The sequence below is a fragment of the Mycolicibacterium vaccae NBRC 14118 = CIP 105934 genome (assembly GCF_001552715.1).
In the GTDB taxonomy this organism is placed as follows: domain Bacteria; phylum Actinomycetota; class Actinomycetes; order Mycobacteriales; family Mycobacteriaceae; genus Mycobacterium; species Mycobacterium vaccae.
Genome location: NZ_BCRS01000103.1, coordinates 1 through 22,054 on the forward strand (window position 1 = coordinate 1; position 22,054 = coordinate 22,054).

19 protein-coding genes and 1 pseudogene are annotated in these 22,054 nt (G+C 68.1%); 8 read left to right on the forward strand and 12 right to left on the reverse strand.

What is annotated here, in order from left to right; translation table 11 throughout:
- The 3 genes and pseudogenes from MVA01S_RS18975 to MVA01S_RS18985 all read right to left on the reverse strand — a co-directional run.
- Nucleotides 1-388, reverse strand: a pseudogene (locus MVA01S_RS18975) (hypothetical protein); the annotation flags it as partial.
- 188 nt (nucleotides 389-576) lie between these two features.
- The gene (locus MVA01S_RS18980) at nucleotides 577-1,023 is read right to left on the reverse strand and encodes a DoxX family protein (RefSeq protein ID WP_040542933.1); all 447 of its coding nucleotides are present in this window, start codon (nucleotides 1,021-1,023) and stop codon (nucleotides 577-579) included.
- A gap of 86 nt (nucleotides 1,024-1,109) precedes the next feature.
- Nucleotides 1,110-2,414 (reverse strand): helix-turn-helix domain-containing protein, encoded by a 1,305-nt coding sequence (locus MVA01S_RS18985; protein WP_040542930.1) that lies wholly within the window; start codon nucleotides 2,412-2,414, stop codon nucleotides 1,110-1,112.
- Nucleotides 2,415-2,605: 191 nt separating this feature from the next.
- Here MVA01S_RS18985 and MVA01S_RS18990 point away from each other — a divergent pair, with 191 nt between their 5' ends.
- From MVA01S_RS18990 to MVA01S_RS19000, 3 genes are all read left to right on the forward strand, one after another.
- Nucleotides 2,606-4,066: an aldehyde dehydrogenase family protein gene (locus MVA01S_RS18990; protein WP_003933107.1), complete on the forward strand. Its 1,461-nt coding sequence runs from the start codon at nucleotides 2,606-2,608 to the stop codon at nucleotides 4,064-4,066.
- A 46-nt stretch (nucleotides 4,067-4,112) separates the two neighbouring features.
- Entirely contained in the window at nucleotides 4,113-4,763 is a 651-nt protein-coding gene (locus MVA01S_RS18995; protein ID WP_003933106.1) for a gluconate 2-dehydrogenase subunit 3 family protein, read from the forward strand.
- Nucleotides 4,764-4,828: 65 nt separating this feature from the next.
- Nucleotides 4,829-6,421, forward strand: coding sequence for a GMC oxidoreductase (locus MVA01S_RS19000; protein ID WP_218006066.1), 1,593 nt, complete (start codon nucleotides 4,829-4,831; stop codon nucleotides 6,419-6,421).
- Between the two features lie 298 nt (nucleotides 6,422-6,719).
- Here MVA01S_RS19000 and glnA read toward each other — a convergent pair whose 3' ends face one another.
- Nucleotides 6,720-8,156: a type I glutamate--ammonia ligase gene (gene glnA / locus MVA01S_RS19005; RefSeq protein WP_003933104.1), complete on the reverse strand. Its 1,437-nt coding sequence runs from the start codon at nucleotides 8,154-8,156 to the stop codon at nucleotides 6,720-6,722.
- A gap of 144 nt (nucleotides 8,157-8,300) precedes the next feature.
- On the opposite strand from glnA, the gene MVA01S_RS19010 reads away from it, so the two are divergent.
- A complete protein-coding gene (locus tag MVA01S_RS19010; protein WP_003933103.1) occupies nucleotides 8,301-8,771 on the forward strand; it encodes an RDD family protein in 471 nt (156 codons plus the stop codon).
- 4 nt (nucleotides 8,772-8,775) lie between these two features.
- Here the strand turns inward: MVA01S_RS19010 and MVA01S_RS19015 are convergent, their stop codons facing one another.
- The 6 genes from MVA01S_RS19015 to sucB all read right to left on the reverse strand — a co-directional run bounded on the left by MVA01S_RS19015 (nucleotide 8,776) and on the right by sucB (nucleotide 15,847).
- The gene (locus tag MVA01S_RS19015) at nucleotides 8,776-10,590 is read right to left on the reverse strand and encodes an amidohydrolase (RefSeq protein ID WP_003933102.1); all 1,815 of its coding nucleotides are present in this window, start codon (nucleotides 10,588-10,590) and stop codon (nucleotides 8,776-8,778) included.
- Nucleotides 10,591-10,689: 99 nt separating this feature from the next.
- Nucleotides 10,690-11,442 (reverse strand): DUF4191 domain-containing protein, encoded by a 753-nt coding sequence (locus tag MVA01S_RS19020; protein WP_003933101.1) that lies wholly within the window; start codon nucleotides 11,440-11,442, stop codon nucleotides 10,690-10,692.
- 13 nt (nucleotides 11,443-11,455) lie between these two features.
- Nucleotides 11,456-12,409 (reverse strand): lipoyl synthase, encoded by a 954-nt coding sequence (gene lipA / locus MVA01S_RS19025; RefSeq protein WP_003933100.1) that lies wholly within the window; start codon nucleotides 12,407-12,409, stop codon nucleotides 11,456-11,458.
- The gene (gene lipB / locus MVA01S_RS19030; RefSeq protein WP_003933099.1) at nucleotides 12,406-13,095 is read right to left on the reverse strand and encodes a lipoyl(octanoyl) transferase LipB; all 690 of its coding nucleotides are present in this window, start codon (nucleotides 13,093-13,095) and stop codon (nucleotides 12,406-12,408) included. Before lipB ends, lipA begins: the two co-directional genes overlap by 4 nt.
- 10 nt (nucleotides 13,096-13,105) lie before the next feature.
- Nucleotides 13,106-14,017, reverse strand: coding sequence for a TIGR01777 family oxidoreductase (locus MVA01S_RS19035; protein ID WP_003933098.1), 912 nt, complete (start codon nucleotides 14,015-14,017; stop codon nucleotides 13,106-13,108).
- Between the two features lie 12 nt (nucleotides 14,018-14,029).
- Complete coding sequence (sucB, locus tag MVA01S_RS19040; protein ID WP_003933097.1) at nucleotides 14,030-15,847, reverse strand: 2-oxoglutarate dehydrogenase, E2 component, dihydrolipoamide succinyltransferase; 1,818 nt, start codon at nucleotides 15,845-15,847, stop codon at nucleotides 14,030-14,032.
- Nucleotides 15,848-16,006: 159 nt separating this feature from the next.
- Here sucB and MVA01S_RS19045 point away from each other — a divergent pair, with 159 nt between their 5' ends.
- Both MVA01S_RS19045 and MVA01S_RS19050 read left to right on the forward strand, forming a co-directional pair.
- Nucleotides 16,007-16,357: a hypothetical protein gene (locus tag MVA01S_RS19045; protein WP_003933096.1), complete on the forward strand. Its 351-nt coding sequence runs from the start codon at nucleotides 16,007-16,009 to the stop codon at nucleotides 16,355-16,357.
- Nucleotides 16,358-16,377: 20 nt separating this feature from the next.
- Nucleotides 16,378-17,952 (forward strand): SDR family oxidoreductase, encoded by a 1,575-nt coding sequence (locus MVA01S_RS19050; protein ID WP_003933095.1) that lies wholly within the window; start codon nucleotides 16,378-16,380, stop codon nucleotides 17,950-17,952.
- Between the two features lie 14 nt (nucleotides 17,953-17,966).
- Here MVA01S_RS19050 and MVA01S_RS19055 read toward each other — a convergent pair whose 3' ends face one another.
- Entirely contained in the window at nucleotides 17,967-19,490 is a 1,524-nt protein-coding gene (locus MVA01S_RS19055) for a leucyl aminopeptidase (protein WP_003933094.1), read from the reverse strand.
- Nucleotides 19,491-19,531: 41 nt separating this feature from the next.
- On the opposite strand from MVA01S_RS19055, the gene gcvT reads away from it, so the two are divergent.
- Nucleotides 19,532-20,629: a glycine cleavage system aminomethyltransferase GcvT gene (gcvT, locus tag MVA01S_RS19060; protein ID WP_086006106.1), complete on the forward strand. Its 1,098-nt coding sequence runs from the start codon at nucleotides 19,532-19,534 to the stop codon at nucleotides 20,627-20,629.
- 45 nt (nucleotides 20,630-20,674) lie between these two features.
- Nucleotides 20,675-21,778 carry a branched-chain amino acid aminotransferase gene (locus tag MVA01S_RS19065; RefSeq protein WP_003933092.1) on the forward strand — a complete coding sequence of 368 codons (1,104 nt, stop codon included), beginning with the start codon at nucleotides 20,675-20,677 and terminating at the stop codon, nucleotides 21,776-21,778.
- Here MVA01S_RS19065 and MVA01S_RS19070 read toward each other — a convergent pair.
- Nucleotides 21,775-22,054: adenosylcobinamide-GDP ribazoletransferase (locus tag MVA01S_RS19070; protein WP_174538966.1), on the reverse strand; the 280-nt coding region annotated here is incomplete at its 5' end. The two genes, MVA01S_RS19065 and MVA01S_RS19070, sit on opposite strands and share 4 nt — an antisense overlap.

Below are 22,054 nucleotides of genomic sequence, written 5' to 3' on the forward strand. Positions count from 1 at the left end.
CGGGTTCGGGGGCCGGGCCAGGTTCGGGTTCGGGTTCGGGTTCGGGTGGCGCTGCTTCGGTGAGCACGTCCGCGGTGTCCTCGACGACGGTCTCGGGTTCGTCCGCGTCGACCTCCGCCTCCGGTTCGGGTTCGGATTCCTCGCCGGCGTCGGACGCCCGATGGGGGCGGTCCCGGACGTCCTCGTCCTCGTCGTCGGGCGCGTCCTCGTCCTCGGTGTCCGTGTCCTCGGTGTCCGGTTCAGACGCCGGGGTGTCGGCGGCGGGCGGGCTGACCGAGGTATCGCTGTCGTCGGCTAACGCGACGGCCGGCGTCGCCCCGAGCCCGATCCCCACCCCCAGAGCAAACGCAAGAGCGCCGATACGACCGATGTACGCCGAATGCCCCACGGCATTCCTCCCCCGAAGAATTGGTTCCGCTGACAGTGAGTGGAGCAATCCTATGAGGTAGACGCCTGTTGCTGTCCGAGGTTCCGCGATATTCACGCGGGCGTCGACGAATTCCTACCGGCCGTATCCCGCAAACTCGTTTGCCATAATTGCAGCCGCGCGTACGCGGACTGACGAGCAAACGCGAATCAGGTGCGTGCGAGGGTGCCCCTGCGGCGCGCGTCGAGCGACCACACGCCCGCGCCCAGGGTGGCCAACAGCAGGAAGGCGAAGCAGAACAGGATCGTCAGCTCTCCGCCGTTCCCGCCGGCCTGGCCGCCGAAGGGCCAGAAGCTGGCCGGCTCGCCGCCCAGGATGCCCCAGTGCTGCCAGAAGTAGGCCACGGCCATCTGGCCGGCGGCCAGGATCGCCGCGATGCGGGTGAAGAAGCCGACCGTGATCAGGAGGCCGCAGACCACCTCGATCACCCCGGCGAACCAGTAGGGCCACGTGCCCACCGGCACGGCCTCACCGAGCGGCCAGCCGAACAGTTTCATGGTGCCGTGCAGCGTGAACAGCAGTCCGAACACGATGCGGAAGATGCTCAGCATGGGCGAGGAATAGCTTGCCAGGCGTGCGTCCAGTTGTGAGGTCATGCACGCAGCCTACCGCTGCGGACCATAGTCCGGTTGGCTTCGTGTCGCAGTCCGCGTCGAATCAGAAGAGCACGGGGGATTCTGCATTAGGGCCGGCCGCGCGTCCGTAGGAGGTGGTCGCGCAGCGTCCGGATTGCCGGCGCCGTGGATCCCGCAAGCACTTCGTTGCAGTCATCCGGGTAGAGCACTTTGACTTCGGTGGCGGAGGCGAACCGGTATGGACGGGCGCTGAGGATCCCGGCGAATTGCTTTCGTAGCCTCGACATCTCGACACGGATCGCACCGACACGTATGGGATCGCCGTACAGTGCGTCTGCCAGCTGCTGTGCCGATCTGCCGTCGGGGTGGGTCGCGAGGATCAGCAGGATCTCTGCGTGCCGCAGCGAGATGTCGTGTTGCCACGTGCCAAACCTGCCGCTCAGGCTGAGCATCGGCGCAGCGCTGGTGCGCAGGTTCAGTGTCACGTGAGCCCCCGCTTGCTCGGCATCGTCTTCGATGGGTCGGATCAGCCAGCCTCCGGGCAGCGTCTCGACGTCACACAGGCCCAGCGACGGCACCCAAACATGACCTGGTGCCATTTCGGCGGGCAGCAGGATCCGAGACTGCGGCGGCATTGAGTCGACGGCGGCCACCCAACCCTCAGCGTCCACGGCCGCGGCGGGTGCGCCGATCCGCGACAACATCGGTGCCGCGACGGTGCGCAACAGATTCAGCGAAAGGTCGCGTTGCTCCCGTAGGTGCGACTCGGCGAGTCGGGCCACTGCGTCGATGAGCGCAATGGTGGTCGGATGGACCGTAGATGCGGGACCTGTCACGTCGATTGTCCCGATGATTTTGCCTGTGCAGGGGTTTCTGATCGGCGAAGCTGCACACGTCCAAGGGTGTTGGCTGCGGTTGTAGTGCTCGGCGCAGAACGTCTGCACCGCTCTCTGCGACACCAAGGCGGTGCCCATGGCGTTGGTGCCCACTATGGCTTCCGCCCACTGTGCCCCGTCGACGAAGCCCAGTTTCTCGGCGTTCCGCAGGACCTGGGATGGCCCTGCGCGCCACAGCACGGTCGACTTGTCGTTGGTGATCGCCACGAGGTTCTCGCCGCTGTCGATCAGCGTGCTCAGCCCACCGGTCACCCGGTCAACAACCGAGGTCAGGCCCGAGGTCTGGCGCAGACTCTCGATTTCCGCCCGTCCAGCGGGCGGCGGTATCGGTCGGTCCGGTCGCAGGCCTTTACTGATCATTCGCTGCCAGGAGTCCCAGATGACCCGTCGCGGCTGCATAGGCGCGCGGGCACCCGACATGGTGGCGTCGTACACCGCTGACATCAGTCGCGCATAACTGCGCGGGTCCTGACCGGCGGCTACGGACGGCTCAGGGTGGGCGAGGCCTCTTTTCATGGATGAAAGTGCTTTCCGTCATAGCGAACCGTTGCTGATCAGACTATCCAAACGGCCGCCTGCGCAATCGCGGCGCGAGCCACGTAACGTCAAGTAACCGTTGCGGCCTAACTCCGCGTTCCTGTGTGCTGTGTCACATGACACAAACGATGGTAAGTGACGTCGAGTCGCGCGCAGTCAACAGTGCTTTGATGTTCGTCAACGGACAGTGGGTTCCCTCGCGAAGCGGTGCGACCTTTCCCACCACCGACCCCAGCACGGGTCGCGTCATCGCCGAGGTGCCCCGCGGCGACGGCGCGGATGTCGATGCCGCGGTCCGCGCTGCGGCTGATGTGGCCGTCGAGTGGCAATTCACCGACGCGATCGCGCGCGCCGCGCTGCTGCGTAACCTGGCGAAGCTGGTGGGAGACAACGTCGAGGAACTGGCACGAATCGAAGCCCTGGATTCCGGTCACTATCTGGCGAAAGCCCAAGAGCTGGTGAGCGCTATCCCGCTATGGCTCGAATACTGGGCGGGTGCCGCCGATAAGGTGGGCGGGCGGACCATTGCGGTCCCCGGCAACAAGCTGAGTTTCACCCTCCTGGAGCCGCTCGGGGTCACCGCCCACATCATCCCGTGGAACTATCCGCTGCTGATCCTGGCCCGCTCCATCGCGCCTGCGCTGGCGCTGGGCAACACCTGTGTGGTCAAGCCGGCCGAAGACACGTCATTATCGGCGCTCAAGTTCGCCGAACTGGTGTCTGCGGCCGGATTCCCGGACGGGGTGTTCAACGTCGTCACCGGTTACGGCAGCGAGGCGGGCGCGGCGCTGGCCGCGCATCCCGAGGTCCGCGGCATCACCTTCACCGGCTCCACCGAAACCGGTCGCGAGATCGCGCGCCTCGGCGGTCAGCACATCGCTCAGATCAACTTGGAGCTCGGTGGCAAGAGCCCACTGGTGGTCTTTCCCGACGCGTCGCTCGATGACGCCGTCGAGGTTGCGGTGCAGGGGTTCTGTTCTAGAGCCGGTCAAGTCTGCGTGGCGGGCAGCCGCCTGTTCCTGCACGACGATATTGCCGACGAGTTCCTCGAGAAGCTGGTCGCCCGACTGGCCTCTGCCACCGTCGGTGACCCGTTCGACGAGAACACCACGATGGGTCCGCTGGTGTCCGCCAAGCAGTTCGACCGGGTGCGGCAATACATTGAAATCGGCAAGCAGGAAGCAACACTGCTCTACGGAGGCGACGAGGTTGCTGGGGTCGACGACGGTGGCTACTTCGTCGGGCCGACAGTGTTTGTCGACGTCCCGAAGGACGCCAGGATCGCCCGGGAAGAGATCTTTGGTCCCGTCACCGCTGTCATGCGTTGGTCGAGCACCGACGAGCTGATCGAGACCATCAACGACTCCGAATTCGGCCTCTTTGCCGTGCTTTGGTGCCGGGACATCACCTCCGCACTTGACACGGCAAAGCGTCTGCAGGTGGGTTCGGTGCTGATCAACGACTGGTTCGGCGAGTTGCCGATGACGCCGCACGGAGGCCACAAGCAGAGTGGCGTGGGTCGCGAAGAAGGCCTCGAAGCCGTGCACGGCTATACCCAGACCAAGCACATCGGCATCAACCTCGACAGGTCGCCGTCGGCATCCACGGACTGGGCAGGCGCTCCGCTGTGAGCGTCGCCCGATCAGTCCCCACTCGAAAACCCAAGAAGGAGAAGCGATGAGCGAAGAAGACACGCTGGCCAGCGGCCCCTGGGGGGCGCCGGCGCTGGGTACGGACCGGCCCGACCAACCGCATTTCGAGCTGGGCCGGCCCCGACTCGGCGGGCTGGCGACTCCAGTGGCGTTCGGCGAGGATGAGGCGAAGGTCATTGACGCCGTGGCGGATACGCTGATCCCACCCGGCGGCGGCTTCCCTGCACCCAGCGACGTCGGGATCGTCGATTTCTTCGGTCGGTACACCACCCCCAAGGGCTATCGGGCCAAACACTACCCATATCTCGAAGAAGAGGACCTCAAGGAGTTCCTGGCCCGACTCGGGTCGGATTTCGTTACGGGTGACGCCGAGAATCGCGTGCAGGAGATCAAACGGTTGGAGAAGGAGCAGGAGGAACTCTTCGGCCAGCTTCGGAGCTTGGTCTACTACGGCTACTACTCCGCGAGCGAAGTCACTGCGGCGATCGCACGCGAGATTCCGGCGGGCCGTGACTATCACGGGCCGCCGTTGCCCTACGGCTATCTGCACTGCATCGAAGACTGGGACGACGAAGTGTTGGCGTCAGCCGGACAGGGATCCGGCTACATCGCCACTGATGACGTGGTGCGTGTGGACCTCAGCAAGCTGACTTGGACGAAAAAGGAGAGTTCATAGTGAACAAATCTGGAGCAGACGACACCGACGTCTTGGTGATCGGCGCAGGCCCCGGCGGCGCAGGGGTGACGCTGGAACTGGTGCAAGCCGGCTACAAGGTGATCTGCCTCGAGCAGGGGCCCTGGGTGTCTTCGACCGAACATCCGCACTATCACCGCGAGTGGGAGATCGAGAAGCAGCGCGGGTGGGCGTACGACCCCAACGTCCGTGGCCTGCCCGAGGATTACCCGGTCACCGGTTTCACCACTCCGTACCTCATGAACAACGTCGGCGGCAGCACCATGCACTATGCCGGCCACTGGCCCCGCTACAAGCCGGTGGACTTCCGCAAGGGCACTGAGCACGGACTCGAAGGCACCATCGACTGGCCGATCAGCTACGAGGAGCTGGCGCCGTACTACGACAAGAACGACGCCATCTACGGCATCTCGGGCACGGTAGGCGACCCGTCTTACCCCGACCGCTCCGGCGTCGACCGCGACCCGCCGGTGCTGCCGGGCAAACTCGGCCGCAACTTCGCCAATGCCTTGGGCGGCCTGGGCTGGCACTGGTGGCCGTCGGACAATGCGATCATTACTCGCCCACGGGAGAACCGTGACGCCGACGTTGCTGCAGGCAACGAGCTTTCGGGCAGCCCCACCGGATCGCTGAGCACCCCGGCGCACACCCACTGGCCGTTCGCCATCGCACTCGGCGCTGACCTGCGCACGTTCGCCAGAGTAGAGCAGATCCACGCCAAAAACGGAAAGGCCACGGGGGCAACGTATATCGACACCCGCACCGGCGACCGGCACGAAATCACCGCGAAGATCGTGGTGGTCGCTGCCAGCGGCATCGGAACGCCGCGCCTGCTGCTGATGAGTGCGCAGAAGGGACACCCGGACGGCCTGGCCAATAGCAACGGTCTGGTGGGCAAGTACCTGATGCACCACATCTTCGCGTTCTGCGACGCCTGGTTCGACAAACCCATGGAAGGCTACAAGGGTGCGTTCGGCGCGCCGCTGTACTCGCACGAGTTCTACCACACCGACACCGACCGAGGATTCGTGAACGGGTTCGGCATGCAGGTAGCCCGTAGCTTCGGCGCGGCGTTCTCCGCCATGGGCAGCCACACCGGGTACGTGGCTCCGTGGGGCGCCGATCACCGCAATTTCTTCAACGATCACTTCGGCAATCATCTGATGGTGTTCATGTTCGGGGAGGACCTTCCGGTGGAGACCAACTGCGTCACCCTCGATACCGACGCCAAAGATTCCAGCGGGCTGCCTGCCGCACATGTCAACTGGGAGCCGCACGCCAACGACATCGCGCTGGCGAACTTCGGTATCGACCGGATCTTCGACGCGGCGCGGGCGCTCGGCGCGGTTGAGACCAACGACACCGGTGTGCTCAACCCGCCTCCGGGGTGGCATCTTATGGGTACCTGCAGGATGGGGAACAACCCGCAGGATTCCGTGACGAACAAATGGAACCAGACCTGGGATATTCCCAATTTGTTCGTCGTCGACGGCAGTTCGCTCACCACCGGCGGCGCCGTGAACCCGACCTCCACCATAGGGGCGCTTGCGGTTCGCGCCGGCGAGTACATCTCACGGCGCTTCGCCGACATCGTGGACCAGAAGACCACACCGAGCAACGCAGATGCCCCTGCTATCTGAGTTCAGTTTGTACTCAGCGCATTTGCCGTAGAACCGGAGATCACCCTCTGCCCGACCCCCCGACCCCCCGACCAGACGTCGACGGGGGTCGGGCACGGGAAGCGCGCATGCGCCGGACTTCGGCCAGCACGACGCTCGACACCTACGGCCACCTATGGCCAGACGCAGACGAGTCCACCCGCTCGGCAATCGCTGCTGTGATCGCCGAGCGGATGGACTCGTTCAGAACCGTTGCGGACCAACTGCTGACCAGAGCGCCCGAATACCATCGTTCGTGCTGGTCAGCACGCTGATCGACTTACACGTCGTAGTACAGCGAGAACTCGTACGGGTGAGGACGGATCTGGATCGGCATGATCTCGTTCTCCCGCTTGTAGGAGATCCAGGTCTCGATCAGGTCGGTGGTGAACACCCCACCCTCGGTGAGGTACTCGTGATCCTGCTCGAGCTTGTCGATCACCGCCGCGAGCGACGTCGGCGCCTGCGGGATGTTGGCGGCCTCCTCGGGAGGCAGCTCGTACAGGTCCTTGTCGACCGGGGCCAGCGGCTCGATCTTCTTCTTGATGCCGTCGATGCCGGCCATCAGCATCGCCGCGAACGCCAGGTACGGGTTGCCCGAGCTGTCCGGGCAACGGAACTCGAGGCGCTTGGCCTTCGGGTTGTTGCCGGTGATCGGGATACGGACACAGGCGGACCGGTTGCGCTGGCTGTACACCAGGTTGATCGGCGCCTCGTAGCCCGGCACCAGACGCTTGTAGGAGTTCACCGTGGGGTTGGTGAACGCCAGCAGCGACGGCGCGTGGTGCAGGATGCCGCCGATGTAGTGGCGGGCCATGTCCGACAGGCCGGCGTAGCCCGACTCGTCGTGGAACAGCGGCTTGCCGTCCTTCCACAGCGACTGGTGGGCGTGCATGCCCGAACCGTTGTCGCCGAACAGCGGCTTCGGCATGAACGTGACCGTCTTGCCGTTCTTCCACGCGGTGTTCTTGATGATGTACTTGAACAGCAGCACATCGTCGGCCGCGTGCAGCAGCGTGTTGAACTTGTAGTTGATCTCGGCCTGGCCGGCGGTGCCCACCTCGTGGTGGCCGCGCTCCAGCACGAACCCGGCGTTCTGCAGGTTGGTGGCCATCTCGTCACGCAGGTCCACGTAGTGGTCGTACGGCGCGACGGGGAAGTAGCCGCCCTTCGGGCGGACCTTGTAGCCCAGGTTGGGGCTGCCGTCGGACTCGAACGGCTCACCGGTGTTCCACCAGCCCGACTCCGAGTCGACCTCGTAGAAGGTGCCGTTGATCTTCGAGTCGAAGGTCACCGAGTCGAAGATGTAGAACTCGGCCTCGGCGCCGAAGAAGCAGGTGTCGGCGATGCCGGTGCTTGCCAGGTAGTTCTCGGCCTTGCGGGCGACGTTGCGCGGGTCACGCGAGTACGCCTCACGGGTGAACGGGTCGTGCACGAAGAAGTTCATGTTGAGCGTCTTCGCGTGCCGGAACGGATCGATGCGCGCAGTCGCAGGGTCGGGCAGCAGCATCATGTCCGACTCGTGGATCGACTGGAAGCCGCGCACCGAGGAACCGTCGAACGCGAGGCCGTCCTCGAACACGCTCTCGTCGAACGCCGATGCCGGGATCGAGAAGTGCTGGACGACACCCGGCAGATCGCAGAATCGAATGTCGACGTACTCGACGTTCTCGTCTTTGATCAGCTTGATGATGTCGTCGGCGGTCTGTTCTGCCACTGATTGCTCTCCTTTGACTCGTAGCCCGCCGGTGACGGTATGGACACGATGTTGCACGGCAGTCAACCGCATGTTGCGTAGACGTTACGCATCGCGTCGCCGGTGGTTACAGAACCCTATCGGCCGCCACCTATCCTTGCTTCCATGGCCCGCAGCATTGGGTCCTGGCTGTCGGGACCGTCACAATCGGACGACCCCGGTCAGCGGGCCTCCACCTATCCCGGTCAACGTCTCGGTCTACCCGAGAGCGGCCCGGGGTCCATCGCCCGGTTCGGCCGCCGCATCGGTGCGCTCTGCGTCGACTGGTTGGTGTGTTACGGCCTGACCGCGCTCGCGGTGGCGTTCGGCCTGATCAGTCAGGCGACCCAGTCGACGGCGGTGCTGGTCGTCTGGCTGGTGCTGGGCGTGGTGTCGGTGCGGCTGTTCGGTTTCACCCCGGGACAGTTCGTGCTCGGTCTGAAGGTCGTGCCCGTCGACGGCCGCATGCACGTGGGTTCAGGGCGCGCGTTGGTGCGCGGCCTGCTCATCGCCCTGGTGATCCCGGCCCTGTTCACCGACTCCGACCTGCGCGGACTGCACGACCTGGCGTCCAAAACCGCCGTGGTGCGCCGGTAGCGCGCTACTCCTGGTGGCGGATGTCGCCGTTCATCATCGTCATCGTCACCGTCGCGCCGTGGATGTCGTGCGGATCGACCTCGAAGATGTTGCGGTCCAGCACGATCAGGTCTGCGAGTTTGCCGACCTCCACCGAGCCGACCCTGTCGTCGAGGCGCAGCTGGTAGGCCGCGCCGAGCGTGTTGGCGTGCACCGCCTCGGCGACGGACAGCTTCTGGTCGGCGGGGGACAACACCGGCGCGTCGGGCTCGCCGATCAGCTGGCGGGTCACCCCGATCTGGATGGAGTCCAGCGGCTTGTAGGTCGAGTAGTAGCCCGCGGCGGGCCAGTCGGTGCCCAGCGAGATGCGGCCGCCGGACTGCAGGACCTTCTGCGGACGGAAGAACAGGTCCTTGCGGGGTGAGCCGTAGCGGGCGGCCAGATTCTGCGTGGTGTCCGGGTCGGCGGACATCCAGTTCGCCGAGAACTGCGCGATGACGCCGAGTTCGCCGAAGCGGGCACTGTCGGGGTCCTCGACGTACACGAGGTGGGCCACGGTGTGCCGGCGCTCCCGCGGCGGGTTCGCGGCGATCGCGCGCTCGATGGAGTCCAGACCGGTGCGGGCGGTGCGCTCGCCGCAGGCGTGGATGTGCACGTCGAACCCGGCGGCGTCGACCGCGCCGATGAGCTCGTCCCACTGCTCGACAGTGAACGGTGACGCGCCGATCGAATCCGGTTTGTCCGCATAGGGTTCGAGCAACCAGCCGGTGTAACCCTCTTGGGTGCCGTCACCGATGACCTTCACCACGCCGACGTTCACCAGGTCGGTGGAGACCCGGTTGCGGACGTCGGTGAGCTTCGCCACGGCGTCGTCGACCGGCGGTGACTTCACGCTGTAGGAGGCCACCACACGGAAGGGCAGCTCACCGCGACTCTCGATATCGGTGTACAGCGCGATCAGCGAGCCCTGATCTCCGCCGATCGGCGGCACCCCGGCATCGAAGAGCGAGGTGATACCGGCCGCCGACGCCTTCGGCAGCCACGCCTGCAGCAGGGTGGCCATCGACTCCGGCGAGATCGGTTCGATGGCGTCGACCAGTCCGAGCACCGCGTCGACTTCGAGCACATAGCCGGTCGGCTCGCCGTTCTCGTCGCGGACGTAGTAACTGAAACCGGGGATCGGATCGGGGGTGTTCCGGTCCACCCCGGCGACCTTCAAGGCGGCGCTGTTGACCCACATGCTGTGGCCGTCGATCGCGAAGAAGAACCCCGGGCGGTCCGGGAGCACCTCGTCGAGCTCTGCGCGGGTGGGCCCCTGCGGGCCGAACATGTCGACACGCCAACCGAATCCGCGCACGGGTCCGTCCGGGTTCGCTTTCGCGTAGGCCGCGATCGCGTCCAGGGCATCCCGGCCGGTGGGCACCTGCAGGTCGACACCGGTGGACAGGAATGCGCCCAGGAACGGGTGGATGTGCCCCTCGACGAAACCGGGCAGCAGCAGCTTTCCGCCGAGGTCGACGACCTGGGTGTCCGGGCCGGCCAGCGCCAGTGCGCCGGTCGCGTCACCGACGTAGGTGATGGTGTCGCCGGTGACGGCGACGGCGTCGACCCAGGGTGTCGCATCGGTGACGGTGTAGACGCGGCCGTTGTGGAAGACGAAGTCCGGGGCGGCGTCGTCTCCGGGCGCGCTCGCGGACACCGGCGCCGGGTCGGTGGCACACGCTGCCGCCGTCGCGACGACCGCGGTCATGGCCGCCGCCCGGAACACATTCCGGCGGTTCAGCGTGGTCCGACGGCCGAAAGCCGCGAAATGCGGCGCCCATTCGCACGCAGTGCACATCGCCCGATTTCCCCCTGCCGCGCCGCTGCCCGGAGGTCTCCGGTCTCACATGAACTTACGTGTGCAAAGATCGTGATGGGGTGGCGGCGCGCCGGGGGGTCAGCGTCGGCGCACGGTGCGCTGAATGCCGCGCATCTTGGCCTGGGCCGGCAGCGGGCCCTTCGGCATCGCGGCCGGCCCCACCTTGGTGCCGAGCGCGGCCAGCCGGGACTCGAGGGAATCCATCTGCTTGACGGTGATGTTGGCCGGCAGCTTGTTCAGGTGGCGTTCCAGCTTGGCCAACGACACCTCGCCCTCACCGTTGCCGATCACGACGTCGTAGATCGGCACGTCGCCGACCAGGCGGGCGGTGCGCTTCTTCTCCTGGGCCAGCAGCGGCTTGACCCGGGTGGGGGAGCCCTCGGCGACGAAGATCACGCCGGGTCGTCCGATCACCCGGTGCACCGCGTCGAAATGTCCGGTCGCCGAGACACCCGGAGTGACGCGCCACTTGCCGCGCAGGTTGTCCAGCGCCCACGCCGCCGCACCGGTCTGGCCCTCGGCCTTGCGGTACACCGCCTTCTGCGCGCGGCGGCCGAAAATGATGAAGGCCACCAGCGCGCCGAGCACGATGCCGAGCGGGATCAGCATGAACATCGTGAACCCGCCGGCGTACACGCCCGCGGCCACGGACGCGCCCACGATCAGCACAAACGCGCCGATCATGTACGGCAGCAGCCGCTTGTCCTCTTTGCGCTGGATCTGGAACGCCTGCCACAGCTGACTGCGCCGCTGCTTGGACGCCGCCTTACGGGCCGCCTTCGCCTCGGCCTTCGCTGCCTTGGTCGCGGCGGGTTTACGCGATTTCGCCATCAGACCAGGATACTTATGCCGATGTCGCCGCCGGAGCGGCTCCGGTCGGTCGCGACGCGACCGTCTGCGCATACAGTTTTCCGGCCCGGTACGACGACCGCACCAGCGGTCCGGCCAGTACGCCGGCGAACCCGATCTCCTCGGCGTAGCGCTGATGCTCGACGAACTCGTCGGGATGGACCCACCGTTCCACGGGGTGGTGACGGGCCGACGGACGCAGGTACTGGGTGATCGTGACGATGTCGCAGCCGGCCTGATGCAGATCGACCAACGCCGCGCGCACCTCCTCGGGCGTCTCGCCCATCCCGAGGATCAGATTGCTCTTGGTCACCAGACCGAAGTCGCGCGCCATCGTCAACACCGACAGGCTGCGCTCGTAGCGGAACGCCGGCCGGATCCGCTTGAAGATGCGGGGGACCGTTTCGACGTTGTGCGCCAACACTTCCGGGCGGGCCTCGAACACCTGCTGCAGCTGGTCCGGGTCGGCGTTGAAGTCCGGGATCAGCAGCTCCACGCCGGTGTTCGGGTTCAACGCCTTGATCTGGCGGACCGTCTCGGCGTACAGCCACGCCCCGCCGTCGGGCAGGTCGTCGCGGGCCACTCCGGTCACAGTGGAGTAGCGCAGACCCATCGCCTGCACGCTCTCGGCCACCCGGCGGGGCTCGTCGCGGTCCAGTTCGGCGGGCTTGCCCGTGTCGATCTGGCAGAAGTCGCAGCGCCGCGTGCACTGCTCGCCGCCGATCAGGAACGTGGCCTCACGGTCCTCCCAACACTCGAAGATGTTGGGGCACCCGGCCTCCTCGCAGACCGTGTGCAGTCCCTCGCGGCGCACCAGGCCCTTGAGCTCTTTGTATTCCGGGCCCATCTTCGCCCTGGTCTTGATCCACGGCGGCTTGCGCTCGATCGGCGTCTCGGCATTGCGGACTTCCAGACGCAACAGTTTGCGTCCGTCAGGGGCGATCGTCACTGTGCCGATCCTACGCGTGCAGCGGCGACCGCGAGACGGCCGTCCAGCGCGTCGAGCACCGCGTCGGCAACCCGCTCGGAGACCTCCTCGACGGTCACGGTGCGGCCCAGTTCGGCCGTCAGCGAGGTGACCCCGGCGTCCCGGATTCCGCACGGCACGATGGACCCGAACGCGCCGAGGTCGCAGTCGCAGTTCAGCGAGAACCCGTGCAGTGTGGTGGCCCGCGCCACCCGGATGCCGATCGCGGCGATCTTGCGGGCGGGCCGCAAGCCGTCGGCTTCTACCCACACCCCGGACCGGCCGTCCACCCGGCCCGTCTGCAGACCCAGGCCGGCGCACACCGAGATCAGCGATTCCTCAAGGCGCCGAACGAAGTTCACCACGTCGAGCGGCTCGGCCAGGCCGATGATCGGGTAGCCGACCAGCTGGCCGGGGCCGTGCCAGGTGATCTTGCCGCCGCGGTCGGTGTCGATGACCGGGGTGCCGTCGACGGGCCGCTCCTCGGGAAGCGTCCGCCGACCCGCCGTGTACACCGGCGGATGCTCGAGCAGCAGCAGCGTGTCGGGCCCGCCGGCCACGCGCTCGTCGGCGGTCCGGCGTTGCAGGTCCCACGCCGCCTGGTAGTCGACGCTGCCCAGACGACGCACCTGGATCGGCGCGTCGGCCGACCGGATCGAAGCGGCCATGCCCTCGACGCTACCCACGCTCAGGCGAAGTGGCGAACGTCAGCGCCTCGCCGATCGTGTGGTGGCGGAACTGGAAGCCGGCCCGCTCGAGCGCCGCCGGGATGGCCCGCTGCCCGCCGAGCACACCTTCGTCGGCGAACTCGCCGAGCGCGACCCGCACCGCGAACTTGGGGACGACAAGCGGCGTCGGCCGGTTCAGGGAGCGGCCCAGCGCGGCGGTGAACTCCGCGTTGGTGACCGGCGCAGGCCCGGTCACGTTCACCGGTCCGGAGAGTTCGTCGTGGGTGAGGGTGAACATCAGTGCGCGCACCTGGTCTTCGAGGCTGACCCACGACAGGTACTGCCGCCCGTTGCCCAGCCGGGCTCCCAGGCCCAGCGAGAACAGCGGCTTGAGCCGGCTCAGCATGCCGCCCGAGGGCGCCATCACCAGACCGGTGCGCGCCAGCACCACCCGCACGCCGGCCCGCGCGGCGACCGTGGTGGCCGCCTCCCAGTCGACGGACAGCCGGGCCAGGAAGTTGTCGCCCGGCCCGGCGGTCTCGTCGACCGGCGTGCTGCCGGTGTCCCCGTAGTAGCCGACGGCGCTCGCGTTGACGAGCACCGGCACCCCCGCCTCGACCGCGGCGCCGGCGAGCACCTCGGTCGGGGCGATCCGGCTGTCGCGCAGACTCTGCTTGAACGCCCCAGACCAGCGCTTCTGCCCGACGTTGACGCCGCACAGGTTCACCACGGCGTCCACGCCGCGCAGCGTGTTCGGATCGAACTCCCCGGTGTCGGGGTTCCAGAACACCTCGTCGGCGTTCGTCGGTGCCCGCCGCACGATGCGGAGCACCCGCCGGTCGGTGGCGCGTAGCGCGTAGACCAGCGCCGTACCGATCAGACCGGATGACCCCGCGACAGCGACGACCGAACCTGATGGCATCGACACTGTCGTCTACAGACCGAGGTCCGCCTCGAACGCACCCTCTTCCAACCGGCGCTTGATCGTCGTGACGAAGCGGCCGGCGTCGGCGCCGTCGATGAGGCGGTGGTCATAGGTCAGCGGAAGGTAGCTCACCGACCGCACACCGATCGACTCGTTGCCGAACTCGTCGACGATGACCCGCGGCCGCTTCACGATGGCACCGGTGCCCAGCATCGCCGCCTGCGGCGGCACCAGGATCGGGGTGTCGAAGAGCGCGCCCTGGCTGCCGATGTTGGTGATCGTGAACGTGCCGCCGGAGAGCTCGTCGGGCTTGAGGTTGCCCGACCGAGCCCGCGCGGCGATGTCGGCGATCGCCCGGGCCAGCCCGCCCAGCGACAGGTCGCCGGCGTTGTGGATCACCGGGGACAGCAGGCCCTGCTCGGTGTCGACCGCGATGCCGAGGTGCTCGGCGTCGTAGTAGGTGATCTCCTTGGATTCCTCGTTGTAGCTGGCGTTGACGTTCGGGTGCAGCTTCAACGCGTCGATCACCGCCCGCGCGATGAACGGCAGGTAGGTGAGGTTCACCCCTTCGCGTTCAGCGAACTGTGCCTTGGCCTTGGCCCGCAGCGCCACGATCTTGGTCATGTCGACCTCGTGGACCTGCGTCAGCTGCGCCGTGGTCTGCAGCGACTCGCGTGTCTTCTTCGCGGTGATCTGGCGGATCCGGTTGACCTTCTGCGTGGTGCCGCGCAGATGAGCCAGTGCACCCTCGGGTGCCGGCGCGGGCGCCTTCTTGCCGGGCGCCTCGGCCGCGGGCTCGGCCTTGGGGGCCTCCTTGGGCGCCTTGCTCGCCTCGGCGGCGGCCAGCACATCCTGCTTGCGGATGCGTCCGCCGACGCCGGTGCCCTTCACAGTCGCGAGGTCAACGCCGTGCTCGCCGGCGAGCTTGCGCACCAGCGGGGTCACATAGGGGCCGGAGTCGCCGGAATCCTCGTCCGAGGCGGCCTTGGGCTTGGGCTGGGACTTGGGCTCGGGCTCGGACTTGGGCTCGGACTTGGGTTTGGGTTCGGGCTCGGCCTCCTCGGAGGGCCTGCTCGTCGGCTTGGTCTGCTTCGGCTCCGGTTCGGGCTCGGGCTCGGGTTCGGGCTCGGGTTCCGGTTCGGGCTCGGGTTCGGGCTCGGGCTCGGGTTCGGGTTCCGGCTCGGACGCAGCCTCTGCGCCCTCGTCACCGATCTTGGCCAGCTCGCCGCCGACCTCGACGGTGTCGTCCTCCTCGGCGGTGATCGACAGCAGTGTGCCGGCCACCGGGGACGGGATCTCGGTGTCGACCTTGTCGGTGGACACCTCGACGAGCGGCTCGTCGACCTCGACGCTGTCGCCGACCTTCTTCAGCCACCGGGTGACGGTGCCCTCGGTGACCGACTCGCCCAACTCGGGCATCAGGATCGGGGTGGCCGACCCGGACGATCCCGAGCCGCCCGAGGACTTCTTGGGTTCGGGCTCCGGCTCCGGCTCTGGTTCGGTCTCGGACTCGGCCTCATCCGACTCGTCGGCTTCGGGTTCCGGCTCCGGCTCGGGTTCCTCGCCGCTGTCTCCGCCGTCGCTGTCATCGGCGTCGCCGATCACCGCGAGTTCGCCACCGACCTCGACGGTGTCGTCCTCCTGGGCGACGATCTTCTTCAGCACACCCGAGGCGGGAGACGGGATCTCGGTGTCGACTTTGTCGGTCGACACCTCCAGCAATGGCTCGTCCTCTTCGACCGTGTCTCCCTCCTGCTTCAGCCAGCGGGTGACAGTCCCCTCGGTAACGCTCTCTCCGAGTGCGGGCATCTGGACGGAGATGGCCATAGTGTCGTGGCTCCCTTGTACGGTCGGCGCAGTCTCTGAAGTGTCGCGTCCTATCCTGTCACGTCCGTGTGACCTTTCGCCGCGGACGGCCATCATGAAACCTCTGGCACTATCGAAATGACGCTTTCACGTGTGCATTGCCGGAAGGAGCCAGTCCAGGTGGGACTGTTCGACAGACTCCGCGGTCGGCGTCGCGTGGCCACCGCGGCCGGCGACCCCGCAGCGGATCTGAGTTACCTGCAGCGCTGGGTCGCCGAGCATCACGGCGTGGAGGCCTACATCGAACCCAAGACCACGGTCACCGACGTCACCGTCGTGCTCGTGGCCGCCGACGGTGAATGGACCCGGCGCAAAGCCGGCGGGCACTCCGGGGCCCGGCGGCTCTCGGGCCGGTTGAAGATCCCTGTCTACGACGTGCAGAAGGTCGGCTACCCCCAGCGCATGCGCGACTACGACGCCCGCAGGCGGATCGAACGCAAGCGGGCCGCGCGCGAAGAACTCGAAAGCTGATCACCCGGTACTGTCCGCTCGTGAGCAGCCAGCGCTTCGTCCAGAGCAGTGACGGTGTCCGGATCGCGGTCTTCGAGCAGGGCGACCCCGGCGGCCCGACGCTCGTGCTCGTGCACGGGCTGGGCGACACCCACCGGGTGTGGGATCCGGTGGTGGAGCTGCTGGCCGACCGGTTCCGGATCGTGCGTTACGACCTGCGGGGGACCGGCGAATCCGGTGTCCCCGACCGGACCTCGGCGTACGTGCTGTCGCGTTACGCCGACGACTTCGCGGCCGTCGTCGACGGCGACACGGCGGTGCACGTGCTCGCCGACGGCTGGGGTGCCACCGGGGTGTGGGAGTACCTGCAGCGCCCCGACGCAGCCGTGGCGTCGTTCACGTCGGTGTCGGGACCCGCACACGCCGTCGAGCAGCTGCGCACCGCACTGAGCGGCCCGGGCCGGTTCCTGCGCGGCGCGGGCCGGCTCGCCCGGCTCGCGCCCGAACTGGTCACCGTCAAGCCCTACCGGGCCAACCTGGGGTCCGCCGCGCCGTCCCGTGCGCGTGTGGACGTCGCGGTGCAACTGATCGTCGACTCCGCCGACCCGCACGTCCACGACGAACTGGCGGCTCGGGTGCCGCGGCTGTGGCGGCGCGAGGTGAAGACGGGACCGGTCACCCCGGCGTCGCACCCGCGTCTGCTCGCTCGTGCGGTGGCCCAACTGGTCGACCACCTCGACGGCGCCGCCCCCGCGCGGGAGCTGCGCCGCGCCGAAACAGGCAGGCACCGCAAGGTATTCGGCGACACTTTGGTCGCGGTCACCGGCGCCGGGGGCGGTATCGGCCGCGAGACCGCGCTCGCGTTCGCCCGCGACGGCGCCGATGTGGTGCTCAGCGACATCGACGCCGCCGGCCTGGAGGAGACCGCGCGCCTGGTGGCCGCCACCGGCGCCGCCGCGCACAGCTACACCGTCGACGTCTCCGACGCCGCGGCGGTCGAGGAGATGGCCGAGCGCGTGTGCGCCGAGCACGGAGTGCCCGACATCGTGGTCAACAACGCCGGCGTCGGGCACGCGGGATTCTTCCTCGACACCCCGGCCGAGGAGTTCGACCGCGTGCTCGACATCAACTTCGGCGGCGTGGTCAACGGATGCCGGTCGTGGGGCAGGCGAATGGTCGAACGCGGCACCGGCGGGCACATCGTCAACGTCGCATCGATGGCGTCCTACACCCCGGTCAACGTGATGAACGCCTACTGCACCTCCAAGGCTGCCGTCTACATGTTCTCCGATTGCCTTCGCGCAGAACTCGATTCGGCCGGAATCGGCGTCACCACGATCTGCCCGGGGGTCATCGGCACCGGCATCGTCGACACCACCCGATTCTCGCTGCCGGACGGCCGCAGCGCCGAGATCGAGGCCATCCGCGGCCGGGTGCGCCGAGGGTTCGCGGTGCGCCGGGTCGGGCCGGACAAGGTCGCCAGGGCCATCGTCGCCGCGGTGCGCAAGAACAAGCCGGTGCGGCCCGTCACCGCCGAGGCATACCTCGTCTACGGCGTCTCCCATGCGCTGCCCCAGGTGATGCGAAGCACCGCCCGCGGCGGCAACATCTTGTAACGCAGGCGGTTTCGTCAGCCGTTGGTCGAGATGTCTTCGAGCACCGCGAACATCGTGCGTGTCGGCACGCCGGTGCCGCCCTTGGGGGTGTAGCCCCACGGCCCGCCGGAGTTGTAGGCGGGCGCGGCGATGTCGATGTGCGCCCACTGGACTCCGTCGGCGACGAACTCGCGCAGGTAGGTGCCGGCCACCAGCATCCCCGCGAACCGGGAGCCGCTGACGTTGGCCAGGTCGGCGACCGTGGACTTCAGGTCGTCCTTGAGCTCCTCGGGTAGCGGCATCGGCCACGCGTTCTCGCCGACCGCCTGGGAGATGCCGGCCACGCGGTCGCGGAACTCGTCACTGCCCATCACGCCGGGGGTGCGCGAGCCCAGCGCGACGGTCTGCGCGCCGGTCAGCGTCGAGGTCTCGATCAGGTAGTCGGGCTCGTCCTCGCAGGCCCGCGCGATCGCGTCGGCCAGGATCAGCCGGCCCTCGGCGTCGGTGTTGAGCACCTCCACGGTGGTTCCGCCGTACTGGGTCAGCACATCGCCGGGTCGCTGGGCGGTCGCCGACGGCATGTTCTCGGCCATCGGCACGTAGGCGACGACGTCGATCGGCAGTTGCCGGCGTGCCGCCAACACGACCGTCGCGATCACCGCCGCCGCGCCGCCCATGTCCGAGGTCATGTGGTGCATGTTGGCCGCCGGCTTGATCGAGATGCCGCCGGTGTCAAACGTGATGCCCTTGCCCACCAGCGCGACCTTCTTGCCCTTGCGTCCCCCGCCGCGGTGGGCCAGTCGCACCAGCCGCGGCGGACGTGACGAGCCCTTGCCCACGCCGACGATCCCGCCGTAGCCGTCGCGTTGCAGCGCCTCCTCGTCGAGCACCTCCACCTCGAGTCCGGCAGCCTCACCCAAAGCCTTTGCCCGCGAAGCGAACTCGTCGGGGTAAAGGTGGCTGGGCGGAGTGTTGACGAAGTCGCGGGCGGTGGCCACCGCGGTGGCGATCTCCTCCGCACGGGCGGCGGCATCCTTGGTCGCGGATTTCGTGTCGGCGGTCAGGACCGTGATCGAGCGCAGACCCGCGTCCTTGGGTGCGGTCTTCTCGCTGCGGAAATCCGAGAACCGGTAGGCGCCCAGGATCAGGCCCTCGACGGCGCCCTCCAGGTCCAGCTCGGAGAGCGTGGTGATCACCGACTGCACCCCCGACAGTGACCGCGCCGCCACACCGGCGGCCCGCCGGATGGTCTCGGCGGACCAGTCGTCGCGGCTCTTGCCGAGCCCCACGGTCAGCACGCTGTCCACCGGCAGCCCCGGCACGACGACGCGGGTCAGCTGCTCGCTGCCGCCCTTGGCACCGAGGGCGCGCAGCGCCGCCTCGATCTCGCCGACGGCTTCGGCGGGCAGGTGCGGACCGGGTACCACCGTGGCGCGGGCGTCGGCGCCCTCGCCGTCGCTGACCACAGGCACGATCAGGACCGACGAGTCGGCGGCGCTCTTCGGCAGCGCGGCGGCGACCGTGACGGCGGGGGACTGGTAACCGACTGAGGTGCTCACGGGGATTCACCCTAGCCACTGGGCTACTAGTGTGGTTCGCCGTGAGCGACAACTTGCTGGCCGGGCCCTTGGAGAACCGTCACCGCGAGCTCGGGGCGAGCTTCGCCGAATTCGGTGGCTGGTCGATGCCGGTGTCCTACGCCGGCACCGTCGCCGAGCACACCGCGACCCGCACCACCGTCGGGTTGTTCGACGTCAGCCACCTGGGCAAGGCCCTCGTGAAGGGGCCGGGCGCGGCGGAGTACGTCAACTCGGCGTTCACCAACGACCTGCGCCGGATCGGCCCCGGCAAGGCGCAGTACACGCTGTGCTGCACCGAGGACGGCGGGGTGATCGACGACCTGATCGCCTACTACGTCTCCGACGAGGAGGTCTTCCTGGTGCCCAACGCGGCCAACACCGCGGCCGTCGTCGCCGCGCTGCAGGACCGCGCCCCCGACGGGCTGACCATCACCGACGAGCACCGGTCCCGCGCGGTACTCGCCGTGCAGGGACCCCGGTCCGCCGAGGTGGTCGGGGGCCTCGGCCTGCCCACCGAGATGGACTACATGGGCTACTCCGACGCCGAGTTCAGCGGCGTCGAGGTGCGGGTCTGCCGGACCGGTTACACCGGCGAGCACGGCTACGAGCTGCTGCCGCCGTGGGACCGGGCCGAGGTCGTGTTCGACGCCCTGCTCGAAGGGGTGCGGGCGGCCGGGGGAGAACCCGCCGGGCTGGGCGCTCGCGACACGTTGCGCACCGAGATGGGCTATCCGCTGCACGGCCACGAGCTGTCGCTGGACATCTCGCCGCTGCAGGCGCGCTGCGGCTGGGCGATCGGCTGGAAGAAAGACGCGTTCTGGGGCCGCGACGCGCTGCTCGCGGAGAAGGAGTCCGGCCCCCGCCGCACCCTGCGCGGGCTGCGCGCGCTCGGGCGCGGCGTGCTGCGCCCGGACCTGACGGTGCTCGACGGGGACGCCGCAGTCGGGCACACCACATCCGGAACCTTCTCGCCCACTTTGAAAGTCGGGATCGCGCTGGCGCTGATCGACACCGCGGCCGGCATCGCCGACGGTGCGAAGGTGGACGTCGACGTCCGCGGCCGCCGCATCGAATGCGAAGTGGTCAAGCCGCCGTTCGTCGATACCCGCACCCGCTAGGGCCGGACCGAAAACCGTTGGCCGCCGGGTTATAGAATCGCCTTCATGACTGAAGGCCTCGAGTTCACCGTCGATCGCAATGCGAATCCGGCGAGCGACGAGGTACGCGCCGAGATCCTGGGCAACCCCGGCTTCGGCAAGTTCCACACCGATCACATGGTGTCGATCGACTACACCACCGACAAGGGCTGGCACGACGCGCGGGTGATCCCGTACGGCCCGATCGAGCTCGACCCGTCGGCGATCGTGCTGCACTACGCCCAGGAGGTCTTCGAAGGGCTGAAGGCCTACCGGTGGGCCGACGGTTCGATCGTGTCGTTCCGGCCCGAGGCCAACGCGGCGCGGCTGCGGTCCTCGGCACGCCGGCTGGCCATCCCCGAGCTTCCCGACGAGGTGTTCATCGAGTCGCTGCGCCGGCTGATCGCCGTCGACGAGCAGTGGGTGCCGCCCGCCGGCGGCGAAGAGTCGCTGTACCTGCGGCCGTTCATCATCGCCACCGAACCCGGCCTGGGTGTGCGTCCGGCCGAGGAATACCGCTACCTGGTCATCGGATCGCCGGCCGGGGCCTACTTCCCGCGTGGGATCAAGCCGGTCAGCGTGTGGCTCTCGCACGAGTACGTGCGGGCCTCACCGGGCGGCACCGGCGCCGCCAAGTTCGGCGGTAACTACGCGGCCTCGCTGCTCGCGCAGGCCGAGGCCGCCGCGCACGGGTGCGACCAGGTCGTCTGGCTGGACGCGATCGAACGCCGCTACGTCGAGGAGATGGGCGGCATGAACCTGTTCTTCGTGTTCGGCAGCGGCGGCAGCGCCCGGCTGGTCACGCCTGAGCTGTCCGGCTCGCTGCTGCCGGGTATCACGCGGAATTCGTTGCTGCAGTTGGCCGCCGACGCGGGCTTCGCGGTCGAAGAACGCAAGATCGACGTCGACGAATGGCAGAAGAAGGCGGCGGCCGGTGAGATCACCGAGGTCTTCGCCTGCGGCACCGCCGCGGTCATCACCCCGGTGTCCCACGTCAAGTACGGCGACGGCGAGTTCGCCATCGCCGACGGCGAACCGGGCGAGATCACCATGGCGCTGCGCGACACGCTGACCGGCATCCAGCGCGGCACCTTCGCCGACACGCACGGCTGGATGGCGCGGCTGTCCTAGCTGCCGACGGCCAACCCGACGGCGACGACCGTGGTGGTCACCTCCACCGCAGCGCCGAGCACGTCCCCGGTGATGCCGCTGAACCTGCGCACGCAGTGCGCGACCAGCGCCGCGCTGCACGCCAGCGCCAGGACCACCACCAGCGGGCCCTGCCACGGCTGCGAGCCGACCGGTACCGCGGCGGCGGCGACGGCGAGCGTCCAGACCGCGACCACCCAGCGCGGTTGGGTGCCTGCCACCAGCGCCCCGAGGGTGCTGCCCGCGGCCGCCGGGACC